15 protein-coding genes are annotated in these 13227 nt (G+C 60.5%); 8 read left to right on the top strand and 7 right to left on the bottom strand.

Features of this window, described 5'->3' with window-relative positions:
• The first annotated feature begins 1 nt into the window (after position 1).
• The 3 genes from P0M12_RS02145 to P0M12_RS02135 all read left to right on the top strand — a co-directional run bounded on the left by P0M12_RS02145 (position 2) and on the right by P0M12_RS02135 (position 1285).
• Positions 2-355, top strand: a complete 354-nt coding sequence (locus P0M12_RS02145; RefSeq protein WP_232816907.1) for a hypothetical protein — start codon at positions 2-4, stop codon at positions 353-355.
• Between the two features lie 68 nt (positions 356-423).
• Positions 424-915, top strand: coding sequence for a DUF3558 domain-containing protein (locus P0M12_RS02140; protein ID WP_277377398.1), 492 nt, complete (start codon positions 424-426; stop codon positions 913-915).
• A gap of 43 nt (positions 916-958) precedes the next feature.
• Complete coding sequence (locus P0M12_RS02135; RefSeq protein WP_141489182.1) at positions 959-1285, top strand: hypothetical protein; 327 nt, start codon at positions 959-961, stop codon at positions 1283-1285.
• A 1-nt stretch (position 1286) separates the two neighbouring features.
• On the opposite strand, the gene P0M12_RS02130 is transcribed toward P0M12_RS02135, so the two are convergent.
• The 3 genes from P0M12_RS02130 to P0M12_RS02120 all read right to left on the bottom strand — a co-directional run bounded on the left by P0M12_RS02130 (position 1287) and on the right by P0M12_RS02120 (position 4832).
• Positions 1287-1640 (bottom strand): UBP-type zinc finger domain-containing protein, encoded by a 354-nt coding sequence (locus P0M12_RS02130; protein ID WP_003941317.1) that lies wholly within the window; start codon positions 1638-1640, stop codon positions 1287-1289.
• Between the two features lie 69 nt (positions 1641-1709).
• Positions 1710-3146, bottom strand: a complete 1437-nt coding sequence (locus tag P0M12_RS02125; RefSeq protein ID WP_003941311.1) for an ATP-binding protein — start codon at positions 3144-3146, stop codon at positions 1710-1712.
• A 9-nt stretch (positions 3147-3155) separates the two neighbouring features.
• Complete coding sequence (locus P0M12_RS02120; RefSeq protein ID WP_007726067.1) at positions 3156-4832, bottom strand: FAD-dependent oxidoreductase; 1677 nt, start codon at positions 4830-4832, stop codon at positions 3156-3158.
• A 180-nt stretch (positions 4833-5012) separates the two neighbouring features.
• On the opposite strand from P0M12_RS02120, the gene P0M12_RS02115 reads away from it, so the two are divergent.
• A complete protein-coding gene (locus P0M12_RS02115; protein WP_346772261.1) occupies positions 5013-5540 on the top strand; it encodes a DUF3558 domain-containing protein in 528 nt (175 codons plus the stop codon).
• 160 nt (positions 5541-5700) lie between these two features.
• The gene (locus tag P0M12_RS02110; RefSeq protein ID WP_254593797.1) at positions 5701-5907 is read left to right on the top strand and encodes a hypothetical protein; all 207 of its coding nucleotides are present in this window, start codon (positions 5701-5703) and stop codon (positions 5905-5907) included.
• Positions 5908-5963: 56 nt separating this feature from the next.
• On the opposite strand, the gene P0M12_RS02105 is transcribed toward P0M12_RS02110, so the two are convergent.
• Positions 5964-6425 carry a 6,7-dimethyl-8-ribityllumazine synthase gene (locus P0M12_RS02105; protein WP_007726074.1) on the bottom strand — a complete coding sequence of 154 codons (462 nt, stop codon included), beginning with the start codon at positions 6423-6425 and terminating at the stop codon, positions 5964-5966.
• A 46-nt stretch (positions 6426-6471) separates the two neighbouring features.
• Positions 6472-6984, bottom strand: a complete 513-nt coding sequence (locus P0M12_RS02100; RefSeq protein ID WP_003941343.1) for an Lrp/AsnC family transcriptional regulator — start codon at positions 6982-6984, stop codon at positions 6472-6474.
• Between the two features lie 219 nt (positions 6985-7203).
• Here P0M12_RS02100 and P0M12_RS02095 point away from each other — a divergent pair, with 219 nt between their 5' ends.
• From P0M12_RS02095 to P0M12_RS02085, 3 genes are all read left to right on the top strand, one after another.
• Entirely contained in the window at positions 7204-8319 is a 1116-nt protein-coding gene (locus P0M12_RS02095) for a Glu/Leu/Phe/Val dehydrogenase dimerization domain-containing protein (RefSeq protein ID WP_007726076.1), read from the top strand.
• A 129-nt stretch (positions 8320-8448) separates the two neighbouring features.
• The gene (locus P0M12_RS02090; protein WP_065456332.1) at positions 8449-9567 is read left to right on the top strand and encodes a class I SAM-dependent methyltransferase; all 1119 of its coding nucleotides are present in this window, start codon (positions 8449-8451) and stop codon (positions 9565-9567) included.
• A gap of 113 nt (positions 9568-9680) precedes the next feature.
• Positions 9681-11048, top strand: a complete 1368-nt coding sequence (locus P0M12_RS02085; protein ID WP_277377397.1) for an acetamidase/formamidase family protein — start codon at positions 9681-9683, stop codon at positions 11046-11048.
• A gap of 21 nt (positions 11049-11069) precedes the next feature.
• Here the strand turns inward: P0M12_RS02085 and P0M12_RS02080 are convergent, their stop codons facing one another.
• Entirely contained in the window at positions 11070-12416 is a 1347-nt protein-coding gene (locus P0M12_RS02080; RefSeq protein ID WP_030536824.1) for a hypothetical protein, read from the bottom strand.
• A 212-nt stretch (positions 12417-12628) separates the two neighbouring features.
• The gene (locus tag P0M12_RS02075; protein WP_003941346.1) at positions 12629-13111 is read right to left on the bottom strand and encodes a hypothetical protein; all 483 of its coding nucleotides are present in this window, start codon (positions 13109-13111) and stop codon (positions 12629-12631) included.
• Positions 13112-13227: the final 116 nt, after the last annotated feature.

The following is a 13227-nucleotide window of genomic DNA, read 5'->3' as shown; positions in this document are numbered from 1 at the left end:
CATGAGTTCAAATGAGGACTCCGGGGCCGAGGTTTCGTTCTCGCTGGATCCGGACACGGCGCGATTGCTAGTTACGGCATGCGGCGAATACCAAATGACGTTGGAGCATTTGTCTGTTGCTGCTGCGAAACTGAGTTGGGTTGGTGGTTTAGGGACGCTCGCATCAGGTCGAGCGCTTCAGACGAAGTTCGAGGAGAAGGCCGTCGGTGGCCACGATGCGCTCGTCGATGTGTTGGCCAGTCATATCGCGGTCGTGGAGGCAATGCAGGCTCAGTTTCAAGCCTGCATCGACAACGCATTGGATCAGGAGTCGTCGAACGTCTCGACTTTGAGGTCGGTCGACCTGCCAAATTGAGGCAGCGAAGTGTCGCTGGAGTGTCCGGGCAGCGAATGAGGGGGAGTGCTGTGGGAGTGAGGGGTGCAGTGGTCTTGGTCGCGGCCGCGCTGTTGGTTGGGGGTTGTTCGTCGACGGTCGACGGTGAGGCTTTCCCTGTCGATGTGATTGGGATGTTTGATCCGTGTGAGGTTCTCGGCAATGAGGAATTGGAGAAAGTCGGAGTCGACCCGGCAACAAAAGAGGTTGACATCGTTGACACGCATATCGATGGTTTCAACATTTGCTCGTGGAACGGTGGGTGGTACTTCTTGTCTCTGACATCGACCGATCATTCGCTCGTAGAGGTCGAACAGAATCTAGTCATGCGCGACCTTCATCGAGCCCAAATCGCCGGGCGCGAAGTCCTGATATACCAGGAACGCAATGACAAAACAGATTCTGCTTGCAACGTCGCGTTCGCGACCTCTCAATCCACTGCGATGATCCGCGTCGGCGCCAAGGTCGGTGCGGCGCGCGCCGAGACGCCGTGCACGCTGGTGGAACGAATTGCCGAGACAGTGATTCCATTGCTCCCGTGACAGCGGTCCTGATTGCAGCTACACCCTCGAACACAGGAGTCACATGTCGAATTTGTATCTTGATGCCAAAGTCGCCGGCGAGCTGATCGCGGCTTGCGCTGAACTCCGCGCGCAGTTCGAGGCAGCACTGAACTCCGCCGCACTACTCGGTCAATTGACAGGGTTTGGAACCCTAGGATCCGCACAGGCGCTACAGGCTAAGTTCGAGGAAAAGGCGGTTGGCGGCCCGGATGCGCTCGTCGATGTGTTGGCGAGTCATATCGCGGTCGTGGAGGCAATGCAGGCTCAGTTTCAAGCCTGCATCGACAACGCATTGGATCAGGAGTCGTCGAACGTCTCGACTTTGAGGTCGATCGACCAACCGAACTGAGTCAGTGGATGTGTTGCTGCCAATCGGCTGGGACACGACCCTTAGGTCCCGGCGTCGGCTGATCTACGGGATGTGAAGTGGGCGCCGCCAATTCAGGTCCGTCGTACGCCTCGTTGGTTTCGAAGCTCCAGAACCAATCCTCACCGGGTTCGTAGCTCTGCATGAACGGATGCTTTGTCGAGGCCGCATGCTTGCTCGCGTGCTGTGACGGTGAGGAGTCGCAACACCCCACGTGACCGCATTGCGCGCATCGACGCAGGTGCACCCACCAACCGCCGCTCGCATCGCATTCAACGCATCCCGCGCCACTGGGCGGCACACTCGGATCGATCCCCGCTGGAAGTCCGTCGGTCATGGTCCACCCTCTCGCTGACTGAAGTCGGTCATTTCATCGTGCGCTTTGCCTACCGGCCGTGCAAGGTGGCTAGTCGTCGCGCGTATCCCGCGGTGGGCCCGCGATGGGCAGCAAAACTCTGAACCGGGTGTTACCGGGCTCCGACGTGACCCGAAGCTCACCACGATGCTTGCCGACCACAATTCGCCACGAAATATCAAGGCCGAGACCGGTTCCCTCACCAACAGGCTTAGTCGTGAAGAAGGGTTCGAAGATCCTGTCGATGACGTCATCGGGAATCCCGGCGCCGGTGTCGCAGATCTCGATGCACACGCGGTCGCCATCGCGGCTTGTCCGAACGGTGAGTGTTCCCGATCCGTCCATGGCAGACACCGCATTGTCGATCAGGTTGGTCCACACCTGATTGAGTTCGGCGGCGTAGGCGTCGATCGGAGGCAACGCAAGGTCGTACTCCTTGACGACTTCGATTCCGCTTCCGATCTTTTGCCCCAACATGATCAACGTGCTGTCGAGCAATTCGTGGACATCGATGGTCTGGAAGGGAGCGCGATCCATCTGTGAATACTGTTTGGCCGCACCGACGAGCGTCGAGATCCTCGTTGTGGAGTCGGCGATCTCGTTCATCAGGAGTTCGGATTCGATGGTGTAATTCAGCCAGCGAATTGCGCCTTCGAGTACGGACTCGTCAACGGCTGCAGCAACGTTCTCGAGCCAAGCGGTGTCGAGTCCAGCCTGCACGAAGGTCGGAGCCAGGTCCCAACCTTCTCGAATCGAATGATCCTCGAACCATTCACCCAACGAATCCTCCCGATCGGAGGCTTCGAGGGGAGTGAGCGTCGGCGCCTTGGCGACAACCTCTGCAACTTCCTCTTGAAGTCGCATGAGAGTGACGAGGGCATCGCGGTCGTAGGTGCCCGATGCAACCATTCCCAGTTTGTGACGCATACCTGCGACACGCTCGCGCAAAGAGGCTGTCGCTCGAACCGCCGCGGCTGCAGGGTTATTGAGCTCGTGAGTCAATCCGGCCGACAGTGATCCGAGTGCAAGGAGTCGCTCTCGCTGATCGATGATCTGCTGAGTGTTCTTCTTGCCGAAGAAAACACCTTCGAGCAGATGAACCGCCATCGGAAACCACTCGCGCATCGCGTTGCCGAATTTGTCGGCGTCCAGGACGAAAAACGTCGAAGGAGTCGTCACTCGCATCGACCCCGCGTAGACCTGCGGTACACGATCGCCGAGATACGCCGTCCAGCCTCCCGAGTAGACGCCGCGCTGGGTGGTCCTGTTGATCTCGATGTCTTCGCCGCCCGACAGCTTGGACAGCACCACCTCGCCCTCGATGAGGACGTAGAAGCAGGTGGCAGGCTCACCTTCGAGGTAGACCTGACCTCGATCGATCTCGGTGATATGGCCTGCCTGGCAGAGTGATTCGAGCTGATCGTCGGTGAGCTTCTCGAACAGGAACAGGGTGCGGAGCAAGTCTGGGCTGCATTCAGGAATGGACATCGAATCTCCCTATTGTTGAGCAAGATAGCGGTGGACGAACATCACGGCCATCGCGCCCTCTCCGACGGCCGACGCGACGCGCTTGGCCGATTCGGCGTGTACGTCCCCGGCGACAAACACTCCGGGGACACTGGTTTCGAGATGATGTGGTGCGCGGTCGAGCGGCCACCCGTCCGGTGTGACGCCTTCGGACGGAAGGTCCGGGCCGGCAAGAACGAAGCCATTTCCGTCGCGGACCACCACGTCTCCGAGCCAGTCGGTCAGGGGAGCGGCTCCGATGAAGATGAACAACCACTGAGCATCGACGGTGTCTTCTTCTCCGGTGGCTCTGTTACGCAGTGTGATTCGTTCGAGGTGATCGTCACCCTCAGCGCCGACTACCTCCGTGCACGTGCGCACGGTGATCTTCGGATTCTTTTCGATCTGCTGAATCAGGTAGTAGGACATCGAGGCTTCGAGCGAGTTGCCGCGAATGAGAATGGTGACGGACCTAGCTCCGCGGGAGAGATAGACCGCAGCTTGGCCTGCCGAATTGGCGCCGCCGACTATGTACACATCTTGTTCGCTGCACCGAGCGGCTTCGGTGACGGCTGACCCGTAGTAGACCCCTCGGCCGGTGTATGTATCGAGCCCCGGCGCCGACAGTTGGCGATAGGAAACACCGGTCGCCAAGATGACCGAATGGGCGTCGACCGACGAACCGTCGTCGAAACGCACGGTGCGGGCCGAGCCGTTGATTTCCAAACCGGTGACGTCTCGCGCGGTGATGACCTCGGCGCCGAACTTGGTTGCCTGGCGTCTTGCGCGATCGGCCAACTGTGCGCCGGAAACTCCGTCGGGGAAGCCGAGGTAGTTCTCGATTCGTGAACTCTGGCCGGCCTGACCGCCGGTCGCTCGCCGTTCGATGAGGACCGTCCGAAGTCCCTCCGAAGCGCCGTACAGGGCAGCTCCCAGACCCGCAGGGCCGCCGCCGATGACAACGAGATCGTAAAAGTCTTCGGAGAGAGTAGTACTCAACCCGAGCTTGTCGGCGAGTTCGGCGTCGGTGGGCTCGACGAGTACATCTCCATTGGGTGCGATGACGACGGGAAGCCGCAGTTCGTCGGTACCGGCAGCCGAGAGCAGTCGTTGGCCTTCCGGCTCGTCCGACATGTACCAGCGATAGGCAAGTTGGTTGCGTGCCAAGAACTCTCGAACGTCGGAGGATCGCTCGGACCAACGATGGCCGATCACCTTTGTTTCCTCGGCGGGGTGATGACTCGAACTTGCCCAGGCATCGAGCAGCGCATCGATGACGGGGTACAGCTTCTCTTCCGGCGGATCCCAAGGCTTGAGGAGGTAGTGGTCGAGGTCGACGACGTTGATGGCGTCGATCGCAGCATCGGTGTCGGCGTACGCGGTGAGGAGAACGCGACGAGCTACGGGATACAGGTCCATTGCCTGTTCGAGGAACTCGATTCCACTCAAACCGGGCATGCGGTAATCGGCGACGATCACAGCGACTGCATCGCCGCGAAGTTTCATTTCACGCAAGGTTTCGAGAGCCTGGTCGCCGGACTCCGCACGAATGATTCGGTACTTCTCTCCGTACCGTTTGCGAAGGTCTCGAACGACGGCACGCGAAACACCAGGATCGTCGTCGACGCTGAGGATTGCTGGTTTGGCCGGGGCTTTCGGTGCGCTCACTCGGTGCCTTCCCGAAGTCGTAGTCAACCTCTCCAGTATGCGACTGCTGAGCTGAGCGTCAATCGCTGGAGATGCGCTCTGAGTGAACCAGGAATCGTGACCTGGGAATTTCAAGATTGCGGGAACCGATCGAGCCTCCGGTGCATCCAATACAGTGGGTCCACATCAACAGGGGGTGCCATGCGGGGGTCGGTGGGGGTTGGGCGACTGCTCATGGCTGGGGTGTTGGTGTGGGCTGCGGCAGGATGCAGCTCAGTCGTGGAGGGGGCGGCTGAGCCTGCATCCGGCCAAAAGGGTTTGTTCGATCCGTGCAAGGACATTCCGGACTCGGTTCTGGAGGAAGTGGGGCTTGATCCGGCTACCGAGGAAGCTGGTGCGGCGGGCGTGGAGCAGCCAGGATGGAAGATCTGTGGGTGGAGCGGGTCCTGGTATTTCTTGACCGTGTATTCATCGTCGTACACCGTCGACGATGTTCGACGGAATCCTGATTTCCGAGGGTTCGAGGAACTCACTGTCGGTGGGCGGCGTGGTATCGAGTATCAGCGCGTCGACGACGAGGACAACAATGGTTGCTACCTTGCTTTCTCGGTCGAACACGGCTCAATCTGGTTCAACGTAGAACGAAAGCTGTCTGAGGCTCGGCAAGAGTCCAGTTGTGTTGTTGTGCAGCGTCTGTCGGTCAATCTTGAACCGACGCTACCGAAATGAGGTCTCGGTGAGTGGGTCTGATCGAAGCAATGGGTCTGACGACTCGCGACTGGAAGTTGAGCCAGACATCGCACGTGATGTGGTTGCGGCATGCGAAGGGTTTCTTGGCGAACTCGATCAGATGCGCAGAAATCTGTTCGTGATTGCGAATGTTTCTGGAATGGGAACGCTCCAATCTGGAATCAACCTGGCCGAGACGTTCTCCAAGAAAGCTAAGGATGGTGAAGATTCGTTGGAGAAGTCATTGAACAGCCACATCCAAGTGGTCACCGAGATGCGGGACTTCTTCCAGCAATGCGTCGACCGCTACGGCGAAGTCGACGACTCGAATGCCTCCGCACTGGCAAGCGTCGAGACCCCTCGATAGACACAAAAAATCTCGCTGAGCCGATGGCATTCGACTCAGCGAGACTTGGGTAACGACTAGTTGGTGGGCAGGGCCTTCAACGACTTGACGGTGGCGTCGACCGCGCGAGCAGCCTCGGCGCCCTTCTTCACGAAATGCGTGCTGAAGTAGTCGACGTGCTCGGCGTGCTCGTGGAAGTGATGCGGCGTCAAGACCACCGAGAAAACCGGAACGTCGGTGTCGAGCTGCACGCGCATCAGACCGTCGATGACAGCCGTCGCCACGAAGTCATGCCGGTAGATACCGCCGTCGACGACCAGACCTGCGGCAACGATCGCCTGGTAGCGGCCGGTCTTGGCCAACCGCCGGGCGTGCAGGGGGATCTCGAAAGCTCCCGGTACCTCGAAGAAATCAACCGTGTCCTTGGGGTAGCCGAGCTCGACGATCGCGTCGGTGAATCCGTCGCGTGCACGGTCGACGATGTTGCGATGCCACGTCGCCTGAATGAACGCGATGCGCTGTCCCTGGATCTCACTCATAACCATGAAACTAGCGCACTGGGAAGCATCGACGCGACCACCCGTCCTAGTCCTGCTGACGGGGGAAGGCGGTCGAACGACCCCAGCCGGCGTCATTGGTGAGGTGCTCGAGGAGAGGCTGAATTCGATACGGAAGGGGATTGGTGAGAGCGATGGTCGTGGTCGAATGCGTGACGCCTGGAAGTGACACGATCTGCTCGGCCAACTTCTGCAGGGCCGCGTGCGTCGAGGTGGCGACGCGAACGAGCAAATCCTCGCGACCAGTTGTGGCGTGAATTTCAATCACCTCGGGCAACTCGGTCAGACTCCGAGCGACTGCGCTGATCTTGCCCTGCTCGAGTTCCAGACCGACAAATGCCTGAATCGGGATACCGACCTCGGGGAGATTGAGATTCGGCCGAAACCCGGTGAGAAGTCCGTTGGATTCCATGCGCTTCATTCGCGACTGGACGGTGTTGCGGGCGACGCCCAACGAGTTGGCCAACTCGGCCACACTCATCCTCGAGTCCTTGCTGAGCAGACCGAGCAACTGGACGTCGAGCTTGTCGATGCTGAGCACTTTGTGAACCTCTCCTCAGTGATATGAGTCACTGGATGATCGAATTGACTAGTTCAAGAGATTTGCATTGACCAAATCGTAACTCAGGCAGAGCATTGGTTCCACGAATTGCTCAGCGGGATTCTCTTTGGGTTATTTGTCCCCAATAGTACCCAACGGCCACTTCGTCCCAATATTTCGACTGCGCCCCGTTTATCCTTCGGAAAGGTCTATCCCACAATGACTCTCACCGCCGAGCCCGTGAACTCCGTTGTTTCCCATGACGACACTGCGGGCGTGTTCGATCGCGCCGACTACCTGCGCGATTACCCCCACGAGCAGGTGAGCTTCTTCCAGGATCCCGCGAGCGGCCTCAAGGCCATCGTCGCCATCCACTCCACGACGCTCGGCCCCGCGCTCGGCGGAACGCGCTTCTACCCGTACTCCGACGAATCCGCCGCAGTCACAGACGTTTTGCGTCTCTCGCGCGGAATGACCTACAAGGCCGCGGTTGCCGGCGTGGATCTCGGCGGCGGCAAGGCCGTCATCATCGGCGACCCCGCAACGGCCAAGACCGACGAATTGCTCGGCGCCTACGCAAAATTCGTCCAGACCCTCGGCGGCCGCTACATCACCGCTGGTGACGTCGGAACCAACTCCAACGATCTCGACATCATCGGTCGTAACACCGACTTCGTCGTCGGCCGCAACGCTACGGTCGGCGGTTCCGGCGACAGCGCTCCGATGACGGCCCTCGGCGTATTCCAGTCGATGCGCGCCGCGGCGCAGTCGCATTGGGGCACTCCGTCGCTCGCAGGCAAGACTGTTGGTGTCGAAGGCACAGGCAAGGTCGGCTACGAGCTGATCAAGCTCCTCCTCGCAGACGGCGCGACCGTTCTCGCGACCGACGTCAACGCCGCAGCGCTCGACCGCGTCAAGGCTGACTTCCCGCAGGTGAGCATCGTCGACAGCATCATCGACGCCGATCTCGACGTTTACGCACCCTGCGCGATGGGCGCAACCCTCACCGACACGACCGCACGCTCGATCAAGGCCGAGGTTGTCTGCGGCGCTGCCAACAACCAGCTCACCGTGCCCGAGGTCGAGAACATTCTCCGCGACCGCGGCATCACCTGGACCCCCGATTACGTCGCCAACGGCGGCGGCCTCATCCAGGTTGCCGGCGAGCTGAAGGGCAACTCGGCCGAAGAAGTCAAGCTCAAGGTCGAGAAGATCTTCGACACGGTCACCGAGATCTTCGCGAAGTCGAAGAACGACGGAATCCTCGCCGGCGAGGCTGCTGACGCGGTCGCCGAGGCTCGGATCGCCGAGGCAGCTCGCGTAGCCAAGGGCTGACATCCCTCTCGCAGTCATGTAGCGCGGCCGGTCCCGACTAGTGTGGACACCAGACGAGCAGATTTTGCAGATCTGGACCACATCAGCCGGTAGACCGGCCGCTATGCGTCGGACGCCGGAAGGGCTTACATGACTGAACAATTCGCAGTGTGGACCGAGAACGACGTCGAGCAATCGGCCCGTTGGGGTTCGACGAGCAACGCCCCGGTGCCCAAGCGCATCGTTGTCGCCGACGACACGATGAAGGCCGACGACGCCTATCGCTTGGCATGCGAAGGCACGGCGTTGTTGTGGCGCGGAGATTTTCAGAACGCTCGCCAACTGTCGAAGGCCGTCGCGTCGCGCATCGACCGCAAGCCGCGCCGAGCGTCCGACGACCCAGCCAAAGCCTTCCATCTCCACCGGCAGACCCAAGGACGCCGCGCGCAGATCCTCGGCATGCTGCTATTTCCCTTGGATGCAGATCTGTCGATTCCACTCCGGCGAGCCCCGGACGCGCAAGTCGCGTTGACCGAAGCTTTCGGGATTACCGGTGAGCCTTCGGTTCGCTCGTTGCGTGACATCCTCGGCGCGATCGGCGCTCACGAGTGGCACCGCAAAGGTGTTTTCATCGAGGCTCTCGACGCACGAGTGCATCCCGCCTTCGGAGTGTTCTCACCCGTCCGCGGGGAGTATGTCGATCTTGTCGCGTCTGCGCCACTGCCGTCGACGGAATCGGCTTTCGACATCGGCACCGGCACCGGCGTTCTTGCTGCCGTCCTGGCGCGGCGTGGAGTTCAGACGGTGACGGCCACCGACCAGGACCCCCGGGCACTGCAATGCGCTCGTAGCAACCTCTCGCGGCTTGGCTACGGCGATCAGGTGACCGTGGTGGAAGCAGACCTCTTTCCCGAAGGCACCGCTCCGTTGGTGGTCTGCAATCCTCCCTGGATTCCGGCCAAGGCCACCTCGCCCATCGAATACGCCGTCTACGACCCCGCTGGAGCGATGCTGAAGGGCTTCCTGACTGGTGTCGCAGCGCATCTGGACGACGGGGGAGAAGCGTGGCTGATCCTCTCGGACATTGCCGAACACCTCGGTCTCCGAACGCGATCCGAACTGCACGATCTGATTGCGGCCGGTGGGCTCACTGTTGTCGATCGCATGGACGTCAAACCGACGCACGCAAAGGTCAGTGACCGAACCGATGCGCTTCACGCTGCCCGGGCACGAGAGACGACCTCGCTCTGGCGGCTTCGCCGTCGCTGAATTCATTCGCAGTCAGCGGTATTTCCTTGCCATGAAATGGTAATGAACGAGTAACAAATCGGGTCTAGCTTTCTTCGCAGTCGCACATCGTCACGCACTCCGGAGGAATCTCGATGGAATACACTCTTGCCCGCAACGCAGCCGAAGACCTGACGAAAGGTCTTGGCCGACGCGGATTCATGAGGGCAGTCGCTGCCCTCGGTGCGGGCGTAGGAGTTGCCGGTGTGGCTTCGGGATGCGCGCACTCGAACGCGTCACCGGCTGGATCGTTCTCCTCTGCACTACCGTTCGCCGATGGCATTCCGATTCTGCAACCGGGCAGCGGAAACGTCAGTGGCGATCACTATCTGAGTTCGGATCCGTCGGACGTCATGTGGGGTTATGTGCCCAACATCCACACCCGCGAGGTGATGCGGATGAAGTCGGGCCAGACCGTCACGATCGACGCCCTCTCGCACGAGGGAATTCTCGAGGATCAAGGGCGCAATCCTCTCGAATACTTCGGTAGCAAAGGCGTTTCCGAGAAGGACGTGCTCGAGGATGCGATTGCCGTTGCGGCCGAATACAACCGAACCGAACGAAACTTCGACAAGGACGGACCGCACGTCGTCACCGGCCCGGTCTTCGTCGAAGGCGCCCAGCCTGGAGACGTACTCAAGATCGAGACTCTCGAAGCCATTCCCCGCGTGCCGTACGGCGTTGTGTCGAGCAGATACGGCAAGGGCGCTCTCGCCGTCACAGCAGACGGAACCGCTCCAGCGGGAATCACTCTGGACGAAGTCATGCCGCCGGTCGCCACAGACGGGCGCGCAACAAAGGACCCGTTGAAGTACGGCGGTGTTTCCACTTTCACGGCGATCGAAGACGGCAAGGGCGTGATGCCTTTCGGACAGTCGAAGGTGCGGTTTCCCCTGCGGCCCTTCATGGGAATGATGGGAGTTGCCTATTCCTCGGATGCCGACCCGACATCCCCGTCGTCGAACTCCATTCCTCCGACGCTGGGCGGCGGAAACATCGACATCAGGCATCTCGGTGTTGGATCAACCTTCTATTTGCCGGTCTTTGCCGAAGGCGCCCTGTTCTACGTCGGTGACCCCCACATGGCGATGGGAGACGGTGAGGCAGCGTTGACCGCGATGGAAGGATCGCTGCGCGGCACGTTCCGACTCAGCGTGTGTAAGAAGGATTCCGGTGACGCTCCATCGGTGGCTTTCGGATACCCGTTCGCTGAGACCGAGGAGGCCTGGATTCCGATCGGCCTGTCCGACCCCAACGGTTCGGTCGATGGGCAGAACAGTGACCTCAACGGCGCCATGCGGCGCGCGGTGGTCAACGCGCTCGACTTCCTCGAGCATGATCGCGGAATGGATCGAGCGACGGCCTACGCCTATCTTTCTGCCGCAGCCGATTTCACGGTCTCGCAGGTAGTCGATCGAACCGTGGGCGTCCACGGACAGATCGTCAAATCCCACTTCGAATAGCGGGAAAGGCGATCCGTGTTATCAGGACGGATCGTCGAAGAGGCTCTGTTGCAAGGGATCGGCAAACAAGCCCATCTGCTCAGGTTGCGGCTTTGCCGGCGTCTCGGTCCGAGAATTGGGCAGGACCACCAGTCGCAAAGCCCCGCGCAGACGGTCGACCATGAGTTCCCACCCGCCGACCTGATCCTCGTAGCCCGCCGCCTCTTCGGCGTCCCCGCGACTGTGGGCGTCCACAGCCTGACTACGCAGCTGAATCTGCCATTCGTTGCTGATGTGGAGGAGCTGAAGAATCAGATCGCGATCACGACCGCAGACATCGGCTACCGCGTCGAGATCCTCGGCCACATCCAGATCGAGGTGCAGCAGGGTCTCGAGTTCGGGAGGCAGGTCCTCGGCTGTCAGATCGGGCTGTAGAGAGGAGGAATCACCGCTCTTGTTCGCGAAGAAGAGGTCTCCGCCGACGCGTGCGGCGAACTCGTCGTCCACGGTACGCAGGAACGATGTCAGGGCGGCGCACGTATCGGTGAGTTGCTTGGGAACGAATGGTGAACCCGCCACCTCGAGGAACACCGACAGACGGTCGTCGATCAAGACGAACTTGATGCGCGACCACTTGCGGTTGAGATCGGCGATGACCTCGGCTGCACGGGTGCGGTTGCTGATGTCCTGAACGAGCGGCGAGAACAACTGCACGTCCATGGACTCGGAAAGTGGACCGACGAACATGACAGTCGAACCGACACGAATGGGTATGTCGCCGTCGCTGTCTCGCTCGGGAAGAGTGCCGAGCATGGGAAGCAAAGCGAGAGTGACCAACTCCTTGAGATGGTCGATGTCGTTGGGCATGTAGGCCGCGGTGGGGTCGAGGGTCGGAAGTTCTGTCGACTCGACGACCGACGGATCGAAATCCGGAGTCTGCTCGTTGCCGGTGAGATCGCTGGATAGAAAAGCCGGGTGCTGCACACCGAACACATCACGGAATGCAGCGACAGTCATCGCTGCGAGCTGATCGGCCCAGTTCTGTGCCTTGTCGACGCAGAAGGCGGGGGAGTTGTTCGGATCCTCGAGATTCTCGGAAGGCGGATTCCAGCCGAGTGCGATCAACTTTTGTTCGTCGGCATCTTCGAGTCGATAGCGTGGATGAAGGAAGTCGTTGGAAGGAACCTCGCAGCGGACTGTGTTCTTGTCCCACACGAGGAACTGAACGCATGGCGCTGCGCCGTCAGCTGGATCGAAGTCGCCGGTGGACGATTCCACGGCAAGCACGTCGCCGTCGACCATGATGGAAATGTGATCGCCGAGGCGACGTTGAAATTCTGCCCACGCCCGGTCGACACTGACATCGAGATCGAAGCCCATTGCGCTCATCAGCCACCTCCTTCCGCAAAAGCTCAGACCTATACGGTATCGCGAGGCTCCGACAATGCTGCTGTCCTTTTCCGGTCGACCGGATTGCAGCGGACCACGAACCGTGACGGCGAGGAAGGTAGTCGCAGGTAGATCGGTTATTCGAGAGCGGCGACTGAAGTGTGCCTGTAACCGCCGTCACGCCAGGCGGTGTGCGGGCGAAAGAGCGAGGGTTATCCGGCGAGAACGGGCGAGACCTCGACGACGGGCGGCGTGGACCCGGTCGTGACAACGGGGGTGGTGCTGGTCTTGGTGGTTGTGGCCGTCGCGGTCGGTGACGAGGTCGCGGTAGCCGACGCAGTTGTGGTGGATGAGACGGGTGTTGTCGTACTGGTGGCCGTCGTAGTCGAGGTGGCGGAGCTCGTGCTTGTCGCGGTCACCACAAGCGGCTGATTGCGAGGAGCGGTCGTCTCGTCGGCGATTCGCCAGGTCGGCGTCGGCGGGATGACAACCGTGGGAACTGCAACCGAGCTGTAGAACGCGGCCGGTTCGATCCCGGCGACGGACTCCACGGAAACCGACGAGACCAGAGTGGGAGGCTTCACCACAGGGCCGCCGGCACCGAATGCGCCGGCTGCTCCGCCGAAAACGAGGCCTGATGTCAGAGAGAGAGCGGCCACTGCGACAGCGCCGATCATGACTGTTCTGTCTTTCATGCACACCTGTCCTTCGGGAGCAGTACGGAAGTACTGTAGGCGAAAAGATGCCGCAATGGAGTATCAGGGCCTGCTGGGCGGGACGCGAATCTGTGTGGCGTAGAACACAAAAGGCC

The sequence above is a fragment of the Rhodococcus sp. RCBS9 genome (assembly GCF_029457415.1).
GTDB classification, from domain to species: domain Bacteria; phylum Actinomycetota; class Actinomycetes; order Mycobacteriales; family Mycobacteriaceae; genus Rhodococcus_F; species Rhodococcus_F qingshengii.
Note: the sequence above shows the minus strand (reverse complement) of the source record. Positions and strands in the feature narration are given on the sequence as shown.

What these genes read in the sequence shown, in the direction of transcription:
- P0M12_RS02145 (WP_232816907.1), top strand. Translation starts at nt 2, where the DNA reads ATGAGTTCAAATGAGGACTCCGGGGCCGAGGTTTCGTTCTCGCTGGAT.
- P0M12_RS02135 (WP_141489182.1), top strand. Translation starts at nt 959, where the DNA reads ATGTCGAATTTGTATCTTGATGCCAAAGTCGCCGGCGAGCTGATCGCG.
- P0M12_RS02130 (WP_003941317.1), bottom strand. Translation starts at nt 1,640, where the DNA reads ATGACCGACGGACTTCCAGCGGGGATCGATCCGAGTGTGCCGCCCAGT.
- P0M12_RS02125 (WP_003941311.1), bottom strand. Translation starts at nt 3,146, where the DNA reads ATGTCCATTCCTGAATGCAGCCCAGACTTGCTCCGCACCCTGTTCCTG.
- P0M12_RS02115 (WP_346772261.1), top strand. Translation starts at nt 5,013, where the DNA reads ATGCGGGGGTCGGTGGGGGTTGGGCGACTGCTCATGGCTGGGGTGTTG.
- P0M12_RS02110 (WP_254593797.1), top strand. Translation starts at nt 5,701, where the DNA reads ATGGGAACGCTCCAATCTGGAATCAACCTGGCCGAGACGTTCTCCAAG.
- P0M12_RS02105 (WP_007726074.1), bottom strand. Translation starts at nt 6,425, where the DNA reads ATGAGTGAGATCCAGGGACAGCGCATCGCGTTCATTCAGGCGACGTGG.
- P0M12_RS02095 (WP_007726076.1), top strand. Translation starts at nt 7,204, where the DNA reads ATGACTCTCACCGCCGAGCCCGTGAACTCCGTTGTTTCCCATGACGAC.
- P0M12_RS02090 (WP_065456332.1), top strand. Translation starts at nt 8,449, where the DNA reads ATGACTGAACAATTCGCAGTGTGGACCGAGAACGACGTCGAGCAATCG.
- P0M12_RS02085 (WP_277377397.1), top strand. Translation starts at nt 9,681, where the DNA reads ATGGAATACACTCTTGCCCGCAACGCAGCCGAAGACCTGACGAAAGGT.
- P0M12_RS02080 (WP_030536824.1), bottom strand. Translation starts at nt 12,416, where the DNA reads ATGAGCGCAATGGGCTTCGATCTCGATGTCAGTGTCGACCGGGCGTGG.
- P0M12_RS02075 (WP_003941346.1), bottom strand. Translation starts at nt 13,111, where the DNA reads ATGAAAGACAGAACAGTCATGATCGGCGCTGTCGCAGTGGCCGCTCTC.